Source organism: Sulfurivermis fontis (assembly GCF_004001245.1).
Classification (GTDB): domain Bacteria; phylum Pseudomonadota; class Gammaproteobacteria; order Thiohalomonadales; family Thiohalomonadaceae; genus Sulfurivermis; species Sulfurivermis fontis.
This window is the reverse complement of the sequence record NZ_AP018724.1, coordinates 1,843,454-1,864,165: the sequence shown is the minus strand read 5'-3', so window position 1 is coordinate 1,864,165 and position 20,712 is coordinate 1,843,454. Positions and strand designations below refer to the sequence as shown.

18 protein-coding genes and 1 pseudogene are annotated in these 20,712 nt (G+C 64.7%); 13 read left to right on the top strand and 6 right to left on the bottom strand.

The genetic code is table 11. From position 1 onward, the window contains the following. Nucleotides 1-54: 54 nt before the first annotated feature. From EP379_RS09500 to hemH, 3 genes are read left to right on the top strand one after another with little or no spacing between them, the layout of a single operon-like run. A complete protein-coding gene (locus tag EP379_RS09500; protein WP_127477576.1) occupies nt 55-1,302 on the top strand; it encodes a vWA domain-containing protein in 1,248 nt (415 codons plus the stop codon). A gap of 48 nt (nt 1,303-1,350) precedes the next feature. Continuing rightward, a complete protein-coding gene (locus EP379_RS09495) occupies nt 1,351-2,463 on the top strand; it encodes a sulfur reduction protein DsrS (RefSeq protein ID WP_127477575.1) in 1,113 nt (370 codons plus the stop codon). A gap of 28 nt (nt 2,464-2,491) precedes the next feature. Next, nucleotides 2,492-3,499 carry a ferrochelatase gene (gene hemH, locus EP379_RS09490; RefSeq protein ID WP_127477574.1) on the top strand — a complete coding sequence of 336 codons (1,008 nt, stop codon included), beginning with the start codon at nt 2,492-2,494 and terminating at the stop codon, nt 3,497-3,499. A gap of 333 nt (nt 3,500-3,832) precedes the next feature. Here the strand turns inward: hemH and lon are convergent, their stop codons facing one another. Then, nucleotides 3,833-6,229 (bottom strand): endopeptidase La, encoded by a 2,397-nt coding sequence (gene lon, locus EP379_RS09485; protein ID WP_127477573.1) that lies wholly within the window; start codon nt 6,227-6,229, stop codon nt 3,833-3,835. A 262-nt stretch (nt 6,230-6,491) separates the two neighbouring features. Here lon and EP379_RS09480 point away from each other — a divergent pair, with 262 nt between their 5' ends. After that, nucleotides 6,492-6,908 (top strand): histone, encoded by a 417-nt coding sequence (locus EP379_RS09480; RefSeq protein WP_127477572.1) that lies wholly within the window; start codon nt 6,492-6,494, stop codon nt 6,906-6,908. Between the two features lie 80 nt (nt 6,909-6,988). On the opposite strand, the gene moeA is transcribed toward EP379_RS09480, so the two are convergent. From moeA to mobA, 3 genes are read right to left on the bottom strand one after another with little or no spacing between them, the layout of a single operon-like run. Then, the gene (gene moeA, locus EP379_RS09475; protein ID WP_127477571.1) at nt 6,989-8,236 is read right to left on the bottom strand and encodes a molybdopterin molybdotransferase MoeA; all 1,248 of its coding nucleotides are present in this window, start codon (nt 8,234-8,236) and stop codon (nt 6,989-6,991) included. Between the two features lie 36 nt (nt 8,237-8,272). After that, nucleotides 8,273-8,800: a molybdopterin-guanine dinucleotide biosynthesis protein B gene (gene mobB / locus EP379_RS09470; protein WP_127477570.1), complete on the bottom strand. Its 528-nt coding sequence runs from the start codon at nt 8,798-8,800 to the stop codon at nt 8,273-8,275. Beyond that, nucleotides 8,790-9,404, bottom strand: coding sequence for a molybdenum cofactor guanylyltransferase MobA (gene mobA / locus EP379_RS09465; protein WP_127477569.1), 615 nt, complete (start codon nt 9,402-9,404; stop codon nt 8,790-8,792). The genes mobB and mobA overlap by 11 nt, the downstream gene beginning before the upstream one ends. Nucleotides 9,405-9,480: 76 nt before the next feature. On the opposite strand from mobA, the gene EP379_RS09460 reads away from it, so the two are divergent. From EP379_RS09460 to EP379_RS09445, 4 genes are all read left to right on the top strand, one after another. Next, a complete protein-coding gene (locus tag EP379_RS09460; RefSeq protein ID WP_232023891.1) occupies nt 9,481-10,110 on the top strand; it encodes an NUDIX domain-containing protein in 630 nt (209 codons plus the stop codon). Between the two features lie 54 nt (nt 10,111-10,164). Further along, complete coding sequence (locus EP379_RS09455; protein ID WP_127477567.1) at nt 10,165-10,395, top strand: hypothetical protein; 231 nt, start codon at nt 10,165-10,167, stop codon at nt 10,393-10,395. A 119-nt stretch (nt 10,396-10,514) separates the two neighbouring features. Further along, on the top strand, nt 10,515-11,384 hold the full coding sequence (locus tag EP379_RS09450; RefSeq protein WP_127477566.1) for an HDOD domain-containing protein: 870 nt from the start codon (nt 10,515-10,517) through the stop codon (nt 11,382-11,384). 12 nt (nt 11,385-11,396) lie between these two features. Then, nucleotides 11,397-12,596 carry a sensor domain-containing diguanylate cyclase gene (locus EP379_RS09445; RefSeq protein WP_127477565.1) on the top strand — a complete coding sequence of 400 codons (1,200 nt, stop codon included), beginning with the start codon at nt 11,397-11,399 and terminating at the stop codon, nt 12,594-12,596. 6 nt (nt 12,597-12,602) lie between these two features. Here EP379_RS09445 and EP379_RS09440 read toward each other — a convergent pair whose 3' ends face one another. Both EP379_RS09440 and queG read right to left on the bottom strand, forming a co-directional pair. Continuing rightward, nucleotides 12,603-13,472, bottom strand: a complete 870-nt coding sequence (locus EP379_RS09440; RefSeq protein ID WP_127477564.1) for a PfkB family carbohydrate kinase — start codon at nt 13,470-13,472, stop codon at nt 12,603-12,605. Nucleotides 13,473-13,544: 72 nt separating this feature from the next. Beyond that, on the bottom strand, nt 13,545-14,630 hold the full coding sequence (gene queG / locus EP379_RS09435) for a tRNA epoxyqueuosine(34) reductase QueG (RefSeq protein ID WP_127477563.1): 1,086 nt from the start codon (nt 14,628-14,630) through the stop codon (nt 13,545-13,547). An 18-nt stretch (nt 14,631-14,648) separates the two neighbouring features. On the opposite strand from queG, the gene EP379_RS09430 reads away from it, so the two are divergent. The 5 genes and pseudogenes from EP379_RS09430 to miaA all read left to right on the top strand — a co-directional run bounded on the left by EP379_RS09430 (nt 14,649) and on the right by miaA (nt 20,657). After that, entirely contained in the window at nt 14,649-16,124 is a 1,476-nt protein-coding gene (locus tag EP379_RS09430) for an NAD(P)H-hydrate dehydratase (protein ID WP_127477562.1), read from the top strand. Next, nucleotides 16,121-16,606 (top strand): tRNA (adenosine(37)-N6)-threonylcarbamoyltransferase complex ATPase subunit type 1 TsaE, encoded by a 486-nt coding sequence (gene tsaE, locus EP379_RS09425; protein WP_127477561.1) that lies wholly within the window; start codon nt 16,121-16,123, stop codon nt 16,604-16,606. The genes EP379_RS09430 and tsaE overlap by 4 nt, the downstream gene beginning before the upstream one ends. Nucleotides 16,607-16,728: 122 nt before the next feature. Next, nucleotides 16,729-18,057, top strand: a complete 1,329-nt coding sequence (locus EP379_RS09420; RefSeq protein WP_127477560.1) for an N-acetylmuramoyl-L-alanine amidase — start codon at nt 16,729-16,731, stop codon at nt 18,055-18,057. A gap of 72 nt (nt 18,058-18,129) precedes the next feature. Next, nucleotides 18,130-19,593: pseudogene (gene mutL, locus EP379_RS09415) on the top strand (DNA mismatch repair endonuclease MutL); the annotation flags it as partial. Nucleotides 19,594-19,724: 131 nt separating this feature from the next. Further along, the gene (gene miaA / locus EP379_RS09410) at nt 19,725-20,657 is read left to right on the top strand and encodes a tRNA (adenosine(37)-N6)-dimethylallyltransferase MiaA (protein WP_127477558.1); all 933 of its coding nucleotides are present in this window, start codon (nt 19,725-19,727) and stop codon (nt 20,655-20,657) included. Nucleotides 20,658-20,712 lie beyond the last annotated feature (55 nt).

The following is a 20,712-nucleotide window of genomic DNA, read 5'->3' as shown; positions in this document are numbered from 1 at the left end:
CCTGTATTTCTTCGCGCTCTTGGCGTCCTTTGTGTCTTTGTGTTTAATCGCTTTATGTCAGGCGATCTCGAAACCAAACTCAGCGCCGCGCGCACCAAGCTGATCCTGGACAAGCCGTTCCTCGGCGCCCTGGTGCTGCGCCTGCCGCTGGTGGCCGCCGATCCGCGCTGGTGCAAGACCACGGCCACCGACGCGCGCACCTTCTATTACAACGCCGACTACATGGACGCGTTGACCCTCGATCAGACCCAGTTCGCCCTGGCCCATGAGGCGCTGCACTGCGCGCTGTCGCACTTCGCGCGCCGTCAGCACCGCGACCGCCACCGCTGGGATGTCGCCTGCGACCTCGCCATCAATCCGCTGCTCATCGACGAGGGGCTGACGCCGGTGCAGGACGCCCTGTTCCTCGAGGAGTACAAGGGCATGACGGCGGAGGAGATCTATCCCTGCCTGGACGAGGCCGACTCGCTGCAACCCCATGACGACCATGTCTACGACCAGGACAGCGGCGATCAGGGGGGCAAGGCCGGCAGCGGCGGCGACAAGGGCGAGGGCGGTGGTGGCCAGGCCACCCCGGAGGACAAGGACGACAAGGGCGGCAGCGGCAAGCCGCAGCCGCAGCAACAGGGCGGCCAGGGCGGGGCGCCCAAACCGGAACCGCTGTCCCATGAAGAGCGCGAACGCCTGGCGGTGCAGTGGCGTCAGCGCATGGCCGGTGCGGCACAGCAGGCCTTGCAGGCCGGCAAGCTGGGCGGCGCGCTGGCGCGGCTCATCGACCACCTGCTGCAACCGCAACTGCCCTGGCGCATGCTGCTGGCCAGATACATGACCGCCACCGCGCGTGACGACTATAACTATGCGCGTCCCTCGCGCCGCGAGGGCGACGCCATCTTCCCCAGCCTGCGCTCCTCCGAGATCGATATCGTGGTGGCGCTGGATACCAGCGGCTCGGTCAGCGACCAGGAGATGGGCGAGTTCCTCGCCGAGATCGATGCCATCAAGGGGCAGGTGCGTGCCCGCATCACCCTGCATGCCTGCGATGCGCAATTGGCCGACGACGGGCCGTGGAGCTTTGAGCCGTGGGAAGAGTTCAAGTTGCCGCGTGCGTTCAAGGGCGGCGGCGGGACATCTTTCCTGCCGGTGTTCGACTGGCTGGAGCGCGAAGGCCGCCGTCCCGACCTGCTGGTCTATTTCACCGACGCCGATGGCGCCTTTCCCGCGCAGGAGCCCGGCTTCCCGGTGATCTGGCTGGTGAAAGGCAAGGGCAAGGTGCCCTGGGGACAGCGCATACAACTCAATTGACGCCTGCGGGCGTCATCCCGCACGGAACCCGTAACGGACAGCGATTTTATGGAACTTTCCAGCGAAGACAGTCTGCGCCTGAACGTGCTCATCGCCAATGCCGAGGCGATCCGCATCGACGAAAACAACATGACGGTGTACGGCCTCAAGGGTGACCGCGAGATGAAGGTGTCGCTCAATCCCACCGGACGCAGCGAGCAGTATCTGCAACGGGTGCGCGAACTGCTGTCGGGGCAGGTGCTGGGTTCGCCCGGCGGCTATCCGGTATTCCTGCGTCGCTGGACCCGCATGGGCCAGATCAACAACGAGGATCTGGACAAGCTGCTGATGATCGGCGAGCCGGAGGCGGTGGTGGCGGTGACCCGCTCGCGCCAGCTCACCGACGAACTGGCGCGTCGCGCCTGGTGGGTGGCGCCGTATGCGGAGAATGCGCGGCGCATGCTGGAACATCCGCTGGTGGTGGCCGGCAGCATGGGGCCGGTGCTGGCGGAGTTTCTGGTGGAGCATCTGCCCTTCGAGAGCGAACACCAGGACATGCTGGATACGGTGCGCCTGGTATTGCAGCCCGGACTGATCAGCGCCGAAACCCGCAAGCGGTTGTGGGATGCCGGGCGTACCCGCAAGACCTATCGCGTCGGTTTCCTCGCCGCCGAGCCGGACAACCTGCCCGATGCGGTGCCGGCCCGCGCCGATGTGGAACAATACCGGCCACTGCTGGCCCCGCTGGCGGCACACAACGCCTGTGCCGCGCTGCTGCTCAGGCTGCTGGATAGCCCGGGCCAGACCTTCCTCGACGTGGGAGCCGACGCACTGCACAAGCCGGCGGATCAGGACGTGGTGACGGCGCTGGTCAACGCCATCGGCCGCTATTTCCAGGCCGCACGTCCCGCCGCCCCCAGCCTGCGCGAGATCGAGGCCATCGCTGCCAGCGTGGCGGCCCTGTGTGCCGCGGGCAGCGGCGAACTGTGCGAGTTGCTGCAGGGGGTGCCGCAGTTGGCTGCCGAGATCCGCGCCATGGTATTTCTGGCCCACATCGACGAGGCCATCGTGACCCCGATCTTCGCCCACAGCGACGCGGTCGGTACCGTGATGCGCAAGAAGATCGAGCCGGTGGTGACGCCGATCCTGCAGCAGTTTGCCGTACTGCGCGGACGGCATTGATATACTCGCGCCGAACGAACGACCTGGAGTGCATGCCGTGAGTGATTCCAGCGCGCCGCTCGGCATCCTGCTGACCAACCTGGGCACCCCCGATGCGCCGACCCCGCCGGCGCTGCGCCGCTATCTGGCCGAGTTCCTGTGGGACCGCCGCGTGGTGGATGTGCCGCGGCCGCTGTGGTGGCCGATCCTGCACGGCATCATCCTGCGCACCCGCCCGGCCCGCTCGGCGCGGCTGTACCGCAAGGTATGGACTGCCGAAGGTTCACCGCTGCTGCTCATCGCGCGGCGCCAGCAGGCGCTGTTGCAGCAGGCGCTGGAGGCGCAGTGGCCGGGACGGACCCGGGTGGCCCTCGGCATGCGCTACGGCAATCCCTCCATCGCCGCGGCACTGGCCGAACTGCGCGCCGCCGGCGTGCAGCAGGTGCTGGTGCTGCCGTTGTATCCGCAGAATTCCTGCTCCACCACCGCCTCCACCTTCGATGCGCTGGCCGAGGCGCTGCGCGCCACGCGCGATGTGCCGTCGCTGCGCTTCGTGGCGGACTATCACGCCGATGCCGCCTACATCGATGCCCTGGCCGCCTCGGTGCGCGAGGCGCGGCAGGAGGCCGGGCCGGTGCAGCGGCTGCTGTTTTCCTTCCACGGCACGCCGGAACGCTATCGTAGCGAGGGTGATCCGTACTATCAGCAGTGCCTTGTCACCGCACAGTTGACGGCGGAGCGCCTGGGATTGAAGGGAGACGAGTGGCAGGTGTCCTTCCAGTCGCGTTTCGGGCGTGAGCCGTGGTTGCAACCGTATACCGATGAAGTGCTTCAGGCATTGCCGGCGCAGGGCATCAGGCACGTACAGGTGATCTGCCCCGGTTTCTCCGCCGATTGCCTGGAGACTCTGGAGGAGATCGCCGGCGAAAACCGCAAATTGTTCCTGCACGCCGGTGGCGAGTCCTTCCACTACATCCCCGCTCTCAACGACCGCCCCGACCACATCGCCGCCCTGGCCGGCATTGTGGCGCGGGAGTTGTGCCTGGGAGAAAGCTAAAGGCTTTCAACGCAAAGACGCAAAGGACGCGAAGGTCGCAAAGTTAGGGAAGCTCTGAATAAGTTCAGAGCTTCCGCGGCACAGGGATGTGCCGCCATTTTTCAACGACGATAAGTCGTTGAAAAATGAAGCCAAGCGAAAATCACACTTTTCGCTTGGCGTGGTCTGAAAAGTCCAGGATGGACTTATTCAGACCTTCCTTGGTTATTGCGCCGGTTCAAAGCAGAAGCTGTCGTCGCTGCGGCAGGCATGAGTCAGCCTGTGGAACGGCCTGGGGAACATAAAACCTTTGCGCTCTCGGTGTCCTTTGCGTCTTTGCGTTTAAGCGTTTTTCTACCCAAACCCGAATGCCACCGCCGCCACGTCGCGGTAGTGATGGGCGAAATGAATCGTGATGCCCTTGCGGATGTGGGCCGGCAGTTCCTCGTAGTCGCCACGGTTGGCCTCGGGCAGGATCAGTTCCATCACGCCGACGCGGCGTGCCGCAATCACCTTCTCGCGTATGCCACCCACCGGCAGCACCTGACCGGTGAGGGTCAGCTCGCCGGTCATGGCCAGCGGCCGCTTGATGCGTTCCCTGCGTGCCAGGGAGAGCAGGGCGGTGGCCATGGTGATGCCGGCGCTGGGACCGTCCTTGGGGGTGGCCCCCTCGGGTACGTGCAGGTGCACGAAGGCCTCGTCGAAGAAGGCGGGGTCGCCGTCGAATTGCTTGAGATGTGAGGAAATGTAGCTGTAGGCGATCTCCGCCGATTCGCGCATCACCTCGCCCAGCTTGCCGGTGAGCTTGAAACCGCGGTTGCGGCTGTGCACCAGCGTCGCCTCGATGCTCAGGGTGGCGCCGCCCATGGCGGTCCAGGCCAGGCCGGTGACCACGCCGATGCCGCTCAAGGGCCTCTCGCGCTGGAACAGCGGCTTGCCCAGCAGTTCTTCGATGCTCGTGGGGCCGACGCGAATCGGCGTCCGCTCGCCGCCGACGATGCGCACCACCGCCTTGCGGATGATGCGCCCGAGTTGCTTCTCCAGATTGCGCACACCGGCCTCGCGTGCATAGTCCTCGATGACCTTGCGCAGCGCACTGTCGGAGATTTTCAGCTGGCTCGGCTTAAGCCCCGCCTTTTCCAGTTGTTTGGGCCACAGGTGGTGTTTGGCGATGGCCAGCTTCTCCTCGGTGATGTAGCCGGACAGGCGGATCACCTCCATGCGATCCAGCAGGGGGCCGGGGATGGTGTCGAGCTGGTTGGCGGTACAGACGAACAGCACCTTGGACAGGTCGAAGCGCAGGTCCAGGTAGTGATCGAGGAAGTCGCTGTTCTGTTCCGGATCGAGTACCTCCAGCAGGGCCGAGGCGGGGTCGCCCTGGTAGGAGGCGCCGATCTTGTCGATCTCGTCCAGCATGATCACCGGATTGGCGGTGCCTGCCTCCTTGATGGCCTGGATGAACTTGCCGGGCATGGCGCCGATGTAGGTGCGGCGGTGGCCCTTGATCTCCGCTTCGTCACGCATACCGCCGAGGGAGAAGCGGTAGAACTGACGGCCCAGGGTATTGGCGATGGAACGGCCGATGGAGGTCTTGCCCACGCCGGGCGGGCCGACCAGCAGCAGGATCGAACCGGCCACCTCGCCCTTCATGGCGCCGACGGCGAGGAATTCGATGATGCGCTGCTTCACGTCTTCCAGGCCGTCATGATCCTGATCGAGGACGCGGCGGGCACGTTTCAAATCCAGCCGATCGGTCGAGTGGATACCCCAGGGCAGGGCGGTGGCCCAGTCCAGGTAGTTGCGCGTGACGGTGTATTCCGGCGAACCCACTTCCAAGATGGATAGCTTTTGCAGTTCGTCGTCGATGCGCTTCCGGGCCGCCGCGGGCAGGGTGAGTTTGGCCAGCCGCTCGCGGAAACGGTCCACGTCGGCGGTGCGGTCGTCCTTCTCCAGGCCCAGTTCCTTCTGGATTTCCTTGAGCTGTTCGCGCAGGAAGAACTTGCGCTGCTGCTCGCTCATGCGCTCGTCCACCTTTTCGCGGATCTGCGATTGCAGACGGGCGACATCCAATTCCTTTTTCAGCAGTACCAGCACCTTTTCCATGCGTGGCAACACCGCGAAGGCCTCCAGCACCTGTTGCAACTCTTCGCCTTTGGCACTGGTCAGTGCCGCGGCGAAATCGGCCAGCGGGGAGGGGTCATTGGGACTGAAACGGCTGAGGAAGTATTTCAGTTCTTCGCTGTAGAGCGGATTGAGCGGAATCAGCTCCTTCAGGGTGTTGATGATGGCCATGGCGTAGGCCTTGACCTTGGCGTCCGCCTTGAGCGGCTTTTCCGCCGGATACTCCACCTGCACCATGAACGGCGGCTTGTGCGACAGCCATTTGACGATGCGGAAGCGCTGGATGCCTTCGGCAATGAACTGGATCTTGCCGCCGGAGCGGTTGGGGTTGTGTACCCGCACCAGGCTGCCGATGCGGTGGAAATTCTCCGGCTTGAGATGCTCCGGATCGCCGTTGCGGGTGAGGACCAGGCCGGCCATGTGATGGGGATGATCGCCGATGCGTTCCAGCGTTTCCAGCCATGGTTGCTCGTCCAGCAGGACAGGAAAGGCCTGCGCCGGGAAGAAGGGACGGTCGGTCAGCGGTAGCAGATAGAGTGTGGTGGGCAGTACATCGGCGCTGACGGCCAATTCGGAAGAGCCGCCATCCCGGGACAGAACTTCGGATTCGAGGGTGTCGTTGTTGGACATTTTGTTGTTCCTCACAGCGGCTTGGCAGTGTGACGGGAGCTGATTTTTTCAGTCTGCGCGCATGCGGCGTGCCGTGGATATAGTGTGGTCAGTACCGACATCGTGCAAGCCCACGAGCCGTGCGTCGTTGTGATGTCGTGCGCATGTTGAGCGGCAGCGCATTTGGTACTTGAAAAAATATTGCAAGTTTGCTTGTTACATCGGTTTTTATGTTTATAATGTTTTTCGACATGTGTCTCTACTAACAAGGAGAAGAGTTGCCATGCCGAAAGTTGCAAGACGCGCCGTTGCCAAGAAGAGTGTTCGTACCAAGAAGGCTGCTGCGCCGAAGCGCGCCGTGCGCCGTTCCCCCGCGAAGAAGATCGCTGCCGGCAAGAAGGCAGTGCTGGCCAGCGTGAAGAAGATGAATGCCCAGGCCAAGGCCGTTAAGGCACGTCTGGCTGCCGAGAAGAAGAAGGCAGCTCAGGCCGAGAAGGCCATGCGTGCCAAGCTGCGTGCTGCCGTTGCGGAAGCCAAGGCACGACTGAAGGCTGTCCTGGATGAGGAAAAGGCCTTTGCAGGCCGTCAGGCCGCAATTGCCAAGGCTGTTGCGGCTTACGACAAGAAGCACGCCAAGGTCGCTGCCAAGAAGGCCAAGCGCAAGCCGGCGCGTAAGAAACGCGCCGCCAAAGCCGCCTGATGAACAAGGCCACCGTCCCCGGACGGTGGCCTTCTTCTTTGTAGGCCCTGTTTTTCAGCTCCGGGCCGTGTCCTGTCCGGTCAAATCAGGCCGGCGAAGGGTTGTACTTCCACCAGCGTTCCCGCCTCCACATTGCCGCATTCCGCCGGCAGAATGATGAAGCAGTTGGCCCGGCTCATCGAACTGAGCACATGTGAACCTTGCGCTCCGGTACTGCGCACGGTGAGCTGTCCGGCGGCGTCGTATTCCAAAATGCCGCGCTGATAGTCGGCGCGGCCCGGGGTTTTTTTCAACCGCGTCATGCACGGCACCCGCAGTCGTAGCGGTTGCTGAACCGTCTGGCCCATGAGCTGCTGCAGCGCCGGCTGCACCAGCTGATAGAAGGTGGCCATGGATGACACAGGATTGCCCGGCAGACCAAAAAAGGCGGTCTCCCCCAACAGACCGAAGGCCAACGGCTTGCCCGGTTTCATGGCAATCTTCCAAAAATTCACCTTGCCGAGGCTTTCCAGCGTTTCCTTCACATAATCGGCATCACCGACGGATACGCCACCGGAAGTGATGAGCACATCGGCGACGGCTGCACCCTGCCGGAAGGCGGTGACGATATCCTCGCGCCGATCGCGTACCACGCCCATGTCGATGATTTCCACTCCGAGGCGGCTCAGCATGCCGTACAGGGTGTAACGGTTGCTGTCGTAGATCTGGCCTTCCTGCAATGTCTCGCCCAGGGAACGCAGCTCATCGCCGGTGGAGAAAAAGGCCACGCGCAGACGCCGTGCCACCTTTACCTCGGCGATGCCGAGGGAGGCGAGCAGGCCGAGGTCGGCGGGTGTCAGCTGGCGGCCCTGCTGCAGCACGATTTGTCCGTTGGCGATGTCTTCACCGGGCAGGCGCACATGGTCACCTTGGCGCGGTCCATTACCGATGTAGACAGTATCGCCCTCGCGCCGTGCATTCTCCTGCATTACCACCGTGTCGGCACCGGTCGGCAGCTTGGCTCCGGTCATGATGCGCACACACTGGCCGCTGGCAACCGTGCCGCTGTACGGGTGGCCGGCGAGGGCGGTGCCGATGAGTTGCAGTGCGGTTTCGCCGTCTGGCGGTAAATCGGCGGCACGCAGGGCGTAGCCGTCCATCGCCGAGTTGGCATGGGGCGGTACGTCGATGGGGGATGACACGTCGCTGGCGAGTACACGGCCGAGAGCATCGCGCAGGGCGCGTTGTTCGAAACCGGTGATGGGTTTGAGGCCGGCGCGGATGTATTCCAGTGCCTGGGCGACGCTGAGCAGTGCCGGGCGTGGCGTGCTGTTTTGCTCCTGGCTCATGTGGGGACAACTCCTGATGTATCGATGGTGGGCGGATTATTGCCGGCCGATGTGCCGCAGCACAAATGCGGCGATGGCCGGCGGGTCGTTGAGGTCGAGCAGTGGCAGCGGGGTGGGGATGTCGGGGGGTGCATCGCAGGCCACGGCGATGATCTGTGGGTCATGGGGGAACAGCGGCGGTTTGCCCAGCGTTGGCCGGTGCAACTCTATTTTATTGACCGCCTCGTGTTTGAAGCCTTCCACCAGGATCAGGTCGAGGGCGGCGCGATCCAGTGCGGCCACCAGTTCCTCCAGGCAGGGTTCGGCACGGCCGTCCGGATGTTCCGTGAGCAGCGCCCAGCGCCGGCGCGAGGCGACCATCACCTGCCGGGCGCCGGCATCACGCATGCGATAGCTGTCCTTGCCGGGCCGATCGATATCAAAATCGTGATGCGTGTGCTTGATGACGGCAAGGCGCAGGCCGCGGCTGCGCAGCAGCGGGATGATCTGCTCCAGCAGGGTGGTCTTGCCGGTGCCGCTGGCAGCGACGAAGGCGAGCAGCGGCGGGGTGTGTTCAGCACTCATGGGCGGAAAACCTTTGTTCCAGGGCTTGCAGATCCTGGGCGGTATTGATGTTGCTGAAGGCGGCCGATTGATCGGAAAAATCCGCAACCACCAGTTTCTGGCTGTGCAGCCAGTCCTGTACCTTGCGTCCGCCGCTGATGAGGTAACTCTCCAGGGCCGGTTGGACGCGGCGGTGTGCCAGCATGATGGCGGCATGTAATCGCTCTCCGTCACTGACGGTGCAGACATCGGCGGCGGCCTGTGACAGGGCTGTATACATGCGTTGCACCAGTGCGGCAGGCAGGCAGGGGGTGTCACAGGGAACGCACAGCACCAGGTCGCTGGTACTGGCCTGTAATGCCGCAAGCAAACCGGCGAGTGGACCGGGCTGATCTGGCAGTGTGTCGGCGATGACCGGCAGGCCGAAGGATGCGTACGCCGCAGCGGCACGATTGCTGTTCAGCAGGATCATATCCACCTGCGGGCGCAGGGCAGCGATTACATGGGCCAGCAGCGGCCTGCCGGCGAGGGGCAGCAGCGCCTTGTCGGCCCCAGCCATGCGGCGTGCGCGGCCACCGGCAAGAATCACGGCGGTGATGGCGGGGAGAGCAGTTTGGACGGGCATGGCGTGTAACTGTTGTAACAGGATGTCGACATCGTACCATGGGGGGCAGGATTACAGCAGGCGTGGAGGTGGCAGGGTGACGATACAGACACAGACAGGTGGTCCGGCTGAGCCGACGGTGGAGATCGTGGAGCAGCGCACCTGTTATCAAGGCTTTTTCCGCATGGAGCATTACCGCCTGCGCCACCGTCGCTACGATGGCGGCATGAGTCCATTGCTCAGCCGCGAATTGTTCGAGCGCGGTCACGCAGCGGCGGTCCTGCCCTATGATCCGGTCCTTGATCGCATCGTATTGCTGGAGCAGTTTCGTATCGGTGCCTTGGACGCTCCCGGTGGACCCTGGCTATTGGAGATCGTGGCGGGAATCATCGAGAGCGGCGAGACGGCAGCGGAGGTGGTTGAGCGCGAGATGTTGGAGGAGGCGGGTTGTACCCTGCTGGCGCTGGAGCCCATCTGCGAGTATCTGGTCAGTCCCGGTGGCACCTCGGAGCGCATCAGCCTGTATTGTGGCCGGGTCGATGCGGCCGGGGTCGGCGGTATCCATGGCCTGGCTGCCGAGGGGGAGGACATCCGGGTCTTCACGGTGACTTTCGCCGAGGCCATGGCCCTGCTGTCCTCCGGGCGTATCAACTCCGCCAGTCCGATCATCGCCCTGCAATGGCTGCAGCTGAACCGGTCACGCCTGCAGCAATTGTGGTCCCCTTGAAAATCGGCCTGCTTGGACGATAGTAAGCAGTGAGGTTCCACGGGATAAACTCTCATGAAGATCACATCGGCATTCAACAGCGCCCTGCAAGGCATCCGTCGCGGTATGGAAGGACTCGATCGCAATGCGGCCCAGATCGCCAGTACCGCGCAGCTGCAGGGCGAGGCCTCACCCACCGAGCCCCTGGTGGAGAGCAAGGTCAATCGCCTGCAGGTGGAGGCCAGCGCCAAGGCCATGCGCACCATCGATGAGGCCATCGGCAGCCTGTTCGACGACAAGGCCTGAGCTGCGCTCCTCTCCCTGATGGGGTGGAGGGCTATCCTTTGCCCGTCATTCTCATATACTGTGCACCTGTTCCCGAGAATGTGCCCGCCGTGGGCGGGACTCCGCAAGGATAACCATACGTGCACATCAGCCATACGGTAACCGAGACCCGGCTCGAAATTCAGAAGCTGAACCGGCTTCCGCCGATGTCCCTGGTGGCGCAGGAACTGTTGGCGGTGTTCGCCGAAGGCGATATGGATGTGCAGCGTATTGCCGCCATCATCGAAAAAGACCCGCCATTGCTGGCACGCCTTATCGGCCTGGCCAATTCCGCCTATTTCGGCTATCCCGAGCGGGTCGCCACTGCCGAGGACGCCATCTTCAAGGTGTTGGGCATCAATATCGCCCGCAGCCTGGCCTTCAGCATGGTGCTGGCCGGCCCCTTCCGCACCAGCCATTGCCCCTCTTTCCATGTCGACGAGTACTGGGCCAGCGCCATGGTCACGGCGACCCTGGCCCAGCGTCTGGCCCGTCTGGTCGAGGAGGAGCCGCGCCCCCACGGCGGCAACGCCTATCTGGCCGGTCTGCTGCACAACCTGGGGCTGTTGGCGCTGGTACACCTTTATCCGGACGAGATGGCGTGGGTATTTGACCGTCTGGCGCAGGAGCCGGGGCTCAGTCTGGCCGCGGCAGAAACCGCTGCGCTGGGCGCGGACCATTTGCAGGTAGGCGGTTGGCTGGCGCGCAAGTGGCACCTGCCGGCCTTTGCCGTGGCGGCCATCGAGCACCACCGGGATGTGGCCTATAACGGCGAATACCAACCCTTGGTGCGTCTGATCGGTTTTTGCGCCCAATGGGCCGCGCGCCTGCAGCGGGAGAATGAAGCTGTTGATTTAGGCACGCTGACAGCGCTGGGTATCCCGCCGGTAGAGGCGGAGAGCGAGCTGGGCGAAATGCTGGCCAAGCGTGACGAAATCGCGCTGTTGGCCCGGCTGCTGGCTGACGGTTGATGCGGGTGCACGATGGATACGGCGCCGTTCATTGAAACATTCCGCGAACTCAACGACAGTTTTCTCAAGCTGATCGATTCCCTTTCCGCCCTGCGCGGCCTGTCGGCATTGCGGGTCTATGGCCAGAGCGACAGCCAGTTGCTCGGTAGTGCCCTCGACGTGCTGATGCAGAACCAGGATATGGAGCGCTGCTCGGTGTACCTGCTGCGCGACGGCAAGCTGGTGAATGCCGCCGGCCTCGACTGGGCGGATATGATCGGCCTGACGCAGGAACGCAGCTCCGGCCATGCGCCGTTGTTCGCCAGTTTCGAGGTGGGCGAGGGGCTGGTAGGTATGGCGGCGCAGACCGGCCTTCTGCAGCACAGCCGCAATTGTGAAAATGACCCGCGTTTCGCGCGCAACTGCCGCGGCATCAGCCCCGCCGCCATGACCATCGGTTCGCTGATCAGCCTGCCCATCAAGGCCAGTGGCGAGGTGCTCGGTGTGCTCAATGTGTCACACCCCCATGCTGAATTCTTCACCGAGGCGCAGGAGCGTTCGTTGGTGATTTTTGCCAATTTCCTTGGCCAGATGTTGGTCAACAACCGCCTGCTCAACAGCATGGAGAACATGGTGCGTGAACGAACGCGCCAGTTGGAGCAGGCGCTGGCCGATGCCGAGGCGCTCAAGCGCCGCTATGCCGAGCTGTCGGTGATCGACGAGTTGACCGGTTTGCACAACCGCCGCTTCTTTTTCCCTGAATCCCGCTCGGCGCTGGCACGCAGCCTGCGTTACAAAAAAGGCTTTTGCCTGCTGCTGCTCGATATCGATCACTTCAAAGGCATCAACGATGTGCACGGTCACAACCTGGGCGATGAAGTACTGCGCCGCTGCGCCGAACTGCTCCGGCAGCAGGTGCGCGAGGTGGATGTGCTGGCGCGCTTCGGCGGCGAGGAATTCATCATCGCCGTACCCGATACGGAATTGGAGGGGGCCAAGCAGCTGGCGGAACGCATACGTGCAGCGGTGAAGGATACGGAATTCAACATCGATGGCCGTCGCATCAAGGTGACGGTCAGCATCGGTATCGCCTGCCTGCTGGCGCAGGACAAGGCCGATGCCCAGATTATTCTCGAGCGCCTCATCAGCGAGGCCGATCAGGCTCTCTATTTCGGCAAGCACAACGGCCGCGACAAGGCCTGTGCCTATCCGGAAATTGCCTGTTTCCTCTAGGACCGACTAATCCGCCAATCCCTCGATACCCTGCTGGCCGCATTTGCGGCCGGCCAGGCGCGCCGCTTCGATCAGGGTCAGTTCCAGCGGACGCTTGCGTGCCAGTCCGTGGATGATGCCGGCGTTGAACACGTCGCCGGCAGCCAGGGTGTCCACCAGACGCGGCGGCGGGAAGGCCGGGGTGTGGTAGCCACGGCCATCGCGGTCGCGGGCATAGGCGCCGCCTTCGCCCCACGCACATACCAGTTGTGCCGTCGGTGCCTGCGCGCGTACGCGGTCGAACAGGCCCTCGGCACGCTGGAAACCACAGGCGCGGGCATAGACGCGGGAAAAGAGCAGCAGGTCGGGGTAGGGAAACAGCTGTTCGATGCCGGGACGCGGTTTCTCCACCTCCAGGGAACAGGGCAGCTCGGGATGCAGTTTTGTTACCCGTTCCAGCATGCGTTGCGTCACCTCCACATTGCGTCCCTCGAAATGTATCCAGTCGAAGCGCGTCAGATCGATGGCGCGGAAATGTTCGAAGCTGTATTCGGGCAGGTCGCGGTAATGCACGATGGTGCGCGACCCGCTGCGCTGGCTCAGGGTGATGTAGGAGGTCGGTACCTTGCCGCGCGGTAGCCATTCCACGGCGCTGGTGTCGATGGCGTGGCGTGCCAGGTCGGCACGGATCAGCCGGGCATCCGGTTCGTCGGCCAGGGTGCCGGCCCAACTGCACTGGTGGCCGAACTGGCTCAGTACCACCAGGGTATTGGTGGCGTTCCCGCCGCGGCGCGTCTCCTGTTCCAGGGCGCGCACCTCGGCATCCTCCGGCGGATAGTCTTCTACCAGATTGATGATGTCGAGTGTGGCGATGCCGACGGCAAGGATGCGGGCCATGATGTAAGTCCGGTCATGCGGGGTTGCGTAGTGTAAACCCGGCGGCGGGCAGATTTCGCCACCGCGATCACATCAGGTGCGGTTCTCGGTCCGTTGCTGTTGCCGCCTCAGCGCCCAGGCCACGTGTTCCCGCACCAGGGCGGAGGGATGTTCGCTGCGCTGCTGCAGGGCGCTGCGGATGGTCGCATCAGCGGGGGCATTGCCGAGGGCCACGGCGATGTTGCGCAGCCAGCGCTCGTGGCCGAGGCGGCGCAGCGGACTGCCTTCGGTGCGGTGCAGGAAGTCTTGCTCACTCCAGGCGAACAGGTCGACGAGCTGTGGTGCGTCCAAACCGCGGCGCGGCAGGAAGTCGGGTTCGGCGGTGTGGCGGGCGTGACCGTTCCAGGGGCAGACCAGCTGGCAGTCGTCGCAGCCGTAGATCCGGTTGCCCAGCAGCGGACGCAGCGGTTCGGGAATGGCGCCGTGCAGTTCGATGGTGAGGTAGGAAATACACAGCCGTGCGTCCACCGTATACGGGGCGATGATGGCGCGGGTGGGGCAGAGGTCGATGCATGCCGTGCAGCGTCCGCAGTGGGCACTTGCCGCACGGTCTGCCGGCAGCGGCAGATCGGTGTATATCTCGCCGAGAAAGAACCAGGAACCCTGGCGGGTGAGCAGGTTGCTGTGCTTGCCCACCCAACCGAGGCCGGCCTGGGCGGCGATGGGTTTTTCCAGCACCGGGGCGCTGTCGCTGAACACGCGGTAGCCGTAGGGACCGATGGCGCCCTCGATCTGCGCGGCCAGTTGCTGCAGCCGTGTGCGGATCAGTTTGTGGTAGTCGCGGCCGAGGGCGTAGCGCGCGATGTAGCCGCGTGTGCCGTTCTGCAAAACCCCCCAGGGTTCAGCGGCGGGCGGCAGATAGTCCATGCGCGCACTGATGATGCTGAGGGTGCCGGGTACCAGTTCCGCTGGCCGGCTGCGCTTGCTGCCATGCTGTGCCATGTAGCCCATTTCACCGTGATGGCCGGCAGCAAGCCACTGGTTGAGTTCCGTTTCGGCCGCCGACAGATCGGTGTGGCTGATGCCCACCTGCTGGAAACCGAGTGCCGCACCCCATTGCCGGATCTGCTGCACCAGGGCGGTGTAGTCGTGCGCGTCGCTGTTGTGGAGATCGGCCATGTCGGTATGATACCTGCCATGCCAACCTTACCCCATGATCTTTATCGCGCCGCCCAGGTGCGCGAACTGGACCGTCTGGCCATGGAGCTGGGCGGGCTGGGCGGCGGTGTGCTGATGGAGCGTGCCGGCCGTGCCGCCTTCGAGCTGCTGTGCCGGCACTGGCCCGAGGCACACCGTATCGCCGTAGTGTGCGGCGTTGGCAACAACGGTGGTGACGGTTTTGTGGTGGCGCGGCTGGCGCGCGAGGCGGGACTGGAGGTGGCGCTGTATCAGGTGGGTGAGGCGAGCCGTCTGCAGGGTGATGCCCTGGCCGCCGCGCAGGCGGTTGGCATGACGGCACGGCCCCTGGCTCCGGGCGATTTGCGCCACTGCGACGTGGTGGTGGATGCGTTGCTGGGCACGGGCCTGAGCGGCGCGGTGCACGATGCCTGGCGCACGGCTATCGAAATCATCAACGGCAGCGGCCGGCCGGTACTGGCGCTGGACATCCCCTCCGGCCTCGATGCCGACACCGGCGCGGTACTGGGCTGCGCCGTGCGTGCCACGCTCACCCTTACCTTCATCGGCCTCAAGCAGGGCCTGCTCACCGCGGCTGGCCCGGCCTGCTGCGGCGAACTGCACTTCGCCTCCCTCGCCGTACCGCCGGCCGTCTATGGCAGGGTCCCGGTCGCGGCGCGGCGGCTCGATAGCGCGCAGTTCGCTGCCTGGCTCGCGCCGCGTCGGCGTGATGCCCACAAGGGTGACTGCGGCCATGTGCTGGTGGTGGGTGGTGATCTCGGCTATGCCGGTGCCGCACGCCTGGCGGCGGAGGCGGCGGCGCGCTGCGGCGCCGGCCTGGTCAGCGTGGCGACGCACGCGGCTCATGCGGCAGCGCTCACCGCAGCGCGTCCGGAATTGATGTGCCACGGAGTGGAAAGTGCAGCGGAACTGGAGCCGCTGCTGCGCCGTGCCACAGTGGTGGTGATCGGTCCGGGATTGGGACAGGGGGCGTGGGGACGGCACATGCTGGGGAAGGTGTTGCAGGCGCGCCAGCCGCTGGTGGTCGATGCCGATGCCCTCAATCTGTTGGCACAGGAGCCCACGCACCGTAAGGACTGGGTGCTCACCCCCCATCCCGGCGAGGCGGGCCGCCTGCTTGGTGAAACCGCGGCGCAGGTGCAGGCCAACCGTTTTACGGCGGTGGCCGGCCTGCAGGCCAGTTTCGGCGGCGTGGTGGTGCTCAAGGGGCCGGGCAGTCTGGTGCTGGCCGACGACGGCCTGCCCGGCATCTGTGCCGGCGGCAATCCGGGCATGGCCAGCGGCGGCATGGGTGATGTGCTCAGCGGGATCATTGCCGCGCTCATCGCCCAGGGGCTGCCGCTGCGCGAGGCGGCGGGCGCCGGGGTATGCCTGCATGCGGCGGCGGCCGATGCCGCTGCGGTTGCCGGAGGGGAACGCGGCCTGCTCGCCTCCGATCTGTTCCCCCATCTGCGTCGTCTGGTCAATCCGCAATGACTGCTTCCCTGTTGCAACTCCAACTGGCTGATGCCGTGGCCACCGAGGCGCTCGGCACGGCCCTGGCCCGCTGTGCGGCGGATGGCGGCCTGCTGCTGTTCCTGCACGGCAATCTCGGTGCCGGCAAGACCACCCTGGTGCGCGGCTATCTGCATGGCCTCGGTCACGGCGGCGCGGTGAAAAGTCCCACCTACACCCTGGTCGAGCCCTACGAACTGGCCGGCCGCAGCGTCTATCACTTCGACCTCTATCGACTGGGCGATGCGGAGGAACTGGAGTTTCTAGGTATCCGCGACTATCTGGCCGGTACCGCGCAATGCCTGGTGGAATGGCCGGAGCGCGGGGCCGGCGTATTGCCGGTGGCCGATCTCGAACTGACCCTCGAATACCGGGCCGCGGGGCGGCTGACACGTATTCAGGCCGGTACGGAACGGGGCGAGGTGATACTCGCCTGCCTCCGTCGTGCCTTGGCAGCAGGTTGATTTTTTGCTTGTTCGGTATTAAGTTACCCCTATGTCATGAGAAACAGTCAAAGGATTGATTGCTATCTTAATGATTAATATGACTGTTTAGGGTCATGTTCCGGGACGGGGGAGGGCAGGCAATGACAACAAAAGCCATAACGGCGCTGCTGCTGCTGGTGCTGACCTCTGCCGTCTGGGCCGATGCGGTGACTATCCGCGGTGTGCGTATGTGGCCTGCACCGGACAACACCCGCCTGGTGTTCGATGTCACCGGCGATGTCGAGCACAGCCTGTTCATGCTGAAAAATCCCGATCGTCTGGTCATCGACCTGAAAAATACCCGACTCGACAAACCCTTCGTCGGCCTCGATCTCGGCCCCAGTCTGATCCGCGACATCCGTTCCGCGCCGCGCAACGGCAGCGATCTGCGTGTGGTACTGGACCTGAAGGGTGAGGTGCGGCCGAAGAGTTTCGTGCTGCGCCCCAATAACGAATATGGTCACCGTCTGGTGATCGACCTGTATGACACCAAGGTGGCCGCGGTAGGTCCGGCGCCGGCGGTGCCTGCAGTACCTGCGGTAACCAACGCCCCGCGCGAGATCGTGATCGCCATCGACGCCGGCCATGGCGGTGAGGATCCGGGCGCCATCGGCCCGCGCGGTACGCGGGAAAAGGATGTGACCCTGGCCGTGGCCAAGCGGTTGCGCGATCTGGTGGAGCGCGAGCCGGGTATGCGTGCGGTGATGATTCGCGACAGCGACTATTTCGTGAAGCTGCAGCGGCGCGTGGAAATGGCGCGCGAGCACCGTGCCGATCTGTTTATCTCCATCCATGCCGATGCCTTTGCCGATCGCCGTGCGCGCGGCGCGTCGGTCTACACCTTGTCGCAACGTGGTGCCTCCAGCGAACATGCACGCCTGCTGGCCGACAAGGAAAACGCCTCCGATATCATCGGCGGCGTCAGCCTGGACGATAAGGATGATCTGCTGACTTCAGTGTTGTTCGATCTTTCGCTGACCGGCACGATGGAGGCGAGCACCGACGTGGCCAGCCGCGTGCTGTCCGGTCTGGGACAAGTGGGACACCTGCATCGCAGCCGCGTGGAGCAGGCCGGTTTCCGCGTGCTGAAGTCACCCAACGTGCCCTCGATCCTGGTGGAGACGGCGTTCATCTCCAATCCGGATGAGGAGCGCAAGCTGCGCGATCCCAATCATCAATACGCCCTGGCAAGCAGCATCATGGACGGCGTGCGGGCCTATTTCCGGCAGAATCCGCCGCCCGGTACCCTGCTGGCGGTGCGCCAGGACTCGCGCGGCCAGCAGCATGTGATTGGCCGCGGCGATACGCTGTCCGGCATTGCCCGGCAGTATCAGGTGAGTCTCGAACAGCTGCGTTCCAGCAACGACATCAAGGGGGATCAACTGCGCGTCGGTGACGTGCTGCGCATCCCGGCCGCCAGCGGCGGTTGAGCTGTTCGCGGGCGGTGCCTGCCCGTGCCGGCACGGTACACAACCGGCGCCGTTCGGGGTAATCTGCGCGCCATGACGCAATCTCCCCGGCGCATCCGTCTCCTCGATCCCCTGCTTGCCAATCAGATCGCCGCCGGCGAGGTGGTGGAGCGCCCGGCCTCCGTGGTCAAAGAGTTGCTGGAGAACAGTCTCGATGCCGGCGCCTCACGTATCGATGTCGAAGTGGAGCAGGGCGGGGTGGCCTTGATCCGTGTGCAGGATGACGGCACAGGAATTGCGGCGGATGACCTGGCTTTGGCTCTGGCACCCCACGCCACCAGCAAGGTGTACAGTCAGGACGAGTTGATGCGGGTGGCAAGCCTCGGTTTCCGTGGCGAGGCATTGGCCAGCATTGCCTCGGTGTCGCGCCTGACCCTGAGCAGCCGCTGTGCCGGGGAAGGACACGGCCACCGCATCGACAGCAGCGGCGCCATCGCCCCCTGCGCCCACCCGCGCGGTTGTACGGTGGAGGTGCGTGACCTCTTCTACAACACACCGGCACGGCGCAAGTTTCTGCGCGCCGAGCGCACCGAGTTCGAACATCTCGCCGAGGTGGTGCGGCGCGTCGCGTTGAGCCGCTTCGACGTCGCCATCACGCTGCGCCATAACGGCCGCCAGGTGCTGGCGGTACGGCCGGCCCAGGAGGCGGCGCAGCGCGAGCAGCGCCTTGCCGCGATTTGTGGCCGGTCCTTTGTACCACAGGCGGTGGCGGTGGATTTCTCCCTGCCGGGCCTGCAACTGCGTGGCTGGCTGCTGCGACCGGAGGCGGCGCGTGCCCAGGCCGATCTGCAGTATTTCTACATCAACGGCCGCGTCATCCGTGATCGTGTGGTAACCCATGCGGTACGCCAGGCCTATGGCGATGCCATCTATCCCGGCCGTCATCCCGGTTACGTCCTGTATCTTGCAATGGACCCGGCGCAGGTGGATGTGAACGTCCATCCCACCAAGCACGAGGTGCGTTTTCGCGAGACACGGCAGGTGCACGATTTTCTCTACCGCGCCCTGCGTGCGGCGGTGGACGAGAGTGCGGCGGCACCGGCGAACGTACTGGCGGTGCGTGATGCGCCGGCCGGCTACCAGACGGCTCCAGCCTCATCCGCCGCTGTTGCCGGCAACGTGCGGCAACTCGGTGTGGTGGCCGGGCGCTACCTGCTGTTGGACGAGGGTGAGCAGGGGGTGCGTCTTGTCGATCTGCCGGCGGTGCGTGCACGGCAGGCGGCGGCAGCGATGCGCAGCGCGCTGGCGACAGAGGGACGGGTGCGCGGTCAGCCGCTGCTTTTGCCGCTCACCCTGCAGTTGACTCCCGCCCAGCAGGCCGTGGTGCAGCAGCATGGTGCCACGCTCGCCGCCTTTGGTTTCCAGTTGGAAATGCTGGGGGATCAGCAGTGGATCCTGCGCCAGGTTCCGGCGCTGCTGCGTCATGTCGCACCGGAGGCATTGGTGCACTCGGCACTGGAGCAACTGACGGCAGGGGCCGACGCTGCGGCATTGGCCGAGGTGTTGGCCGCAATCACCCCGACCTTGCCGGAGCGGGGTGAGTGGGATGGCCTGGTGGCGGCGGCGGCCATGCAGCCGGCGGGAGTGACGGTGTTGCTCGGGCCGGCCGAACTGGAGCGTCTGCTGCAATGAGTGCATTGCCGCCGGCCATCCTGCTGATGGGCCCCACCGCCGCGGGCAAGACCGATCTTGCCGTGGAGCTGGTGGAGCGTTTGCCCTGCGACATCGTCAGTGTCGATTCCGCCCTGGTGTATCGCGGCATGGACATCGGTACTGCCAAGCCCGATGCCGCGCTATTGGAACGTGCCCCGCACCGTCTCATCGATATCCTCGATCCCGCCGAGTCCTATTCCGCCGCCCGCTTCCGTGCCGATGCCCTGCGCGAGATGGCGGCGATCGCCGCGGCCGGCCGTATCCCGCTGCTGGTCGGGGGCACCGGCCTGTATTTCCGCGCCTTGCGCCGCGGCCTGTCCGATCTGCCGGGGGCCGATGTGGCGGTGCGCGCCCGCCTGGAGGCGGAGGCGGCGAGCCGGGGTTGGGAGGCGCTGCACCGGCGCCTGCGCGAGGTGGACCCGGTGGCCGCGGCCCGCATTCATCCCAACGATCCGCAGCGTCTGCAACGGGCGCTGGAGGTTTTTGCGGTGACCGGCCGCCCCCTGAGCGAGTTGCAGCGCGGTGGCGGCGACGCCTTGCCGTACCGGGTCGTCGCGCTGGCCCTGGTGCCGGAGCGCGAGTTGTTGCACCGGCGTATCCACGCGCGTTTCCACCTGATGCTGGAGCGCGGCCTGATCGGTGAGGTGGAGGGGTTGTTCCGCCGCGGCGACCTGGGACCGGACAAGCCATCCATCCGCTGTGTCGGTTATCGCCAGGTGTGGAGCTATCTCGCCGGTGAGGTGGACCACGCGACGATGGTGACCCAGGGCATCACGGCCACCCGCCAGCTGGCCAAGCGCCAGCTCACCTGGCTGCGCAGTGAGCCGGACGTGCATTGGCTCGACAGCATGGATCCCCATTTGCTGGACAAGGTGTTGAAATTGCTGGACCGCAACGCCATTAACTGAGCTCACGGGCCTGTGTTACACTGCCCACGAACAGGGAAGTCTTAACTTAAACAAT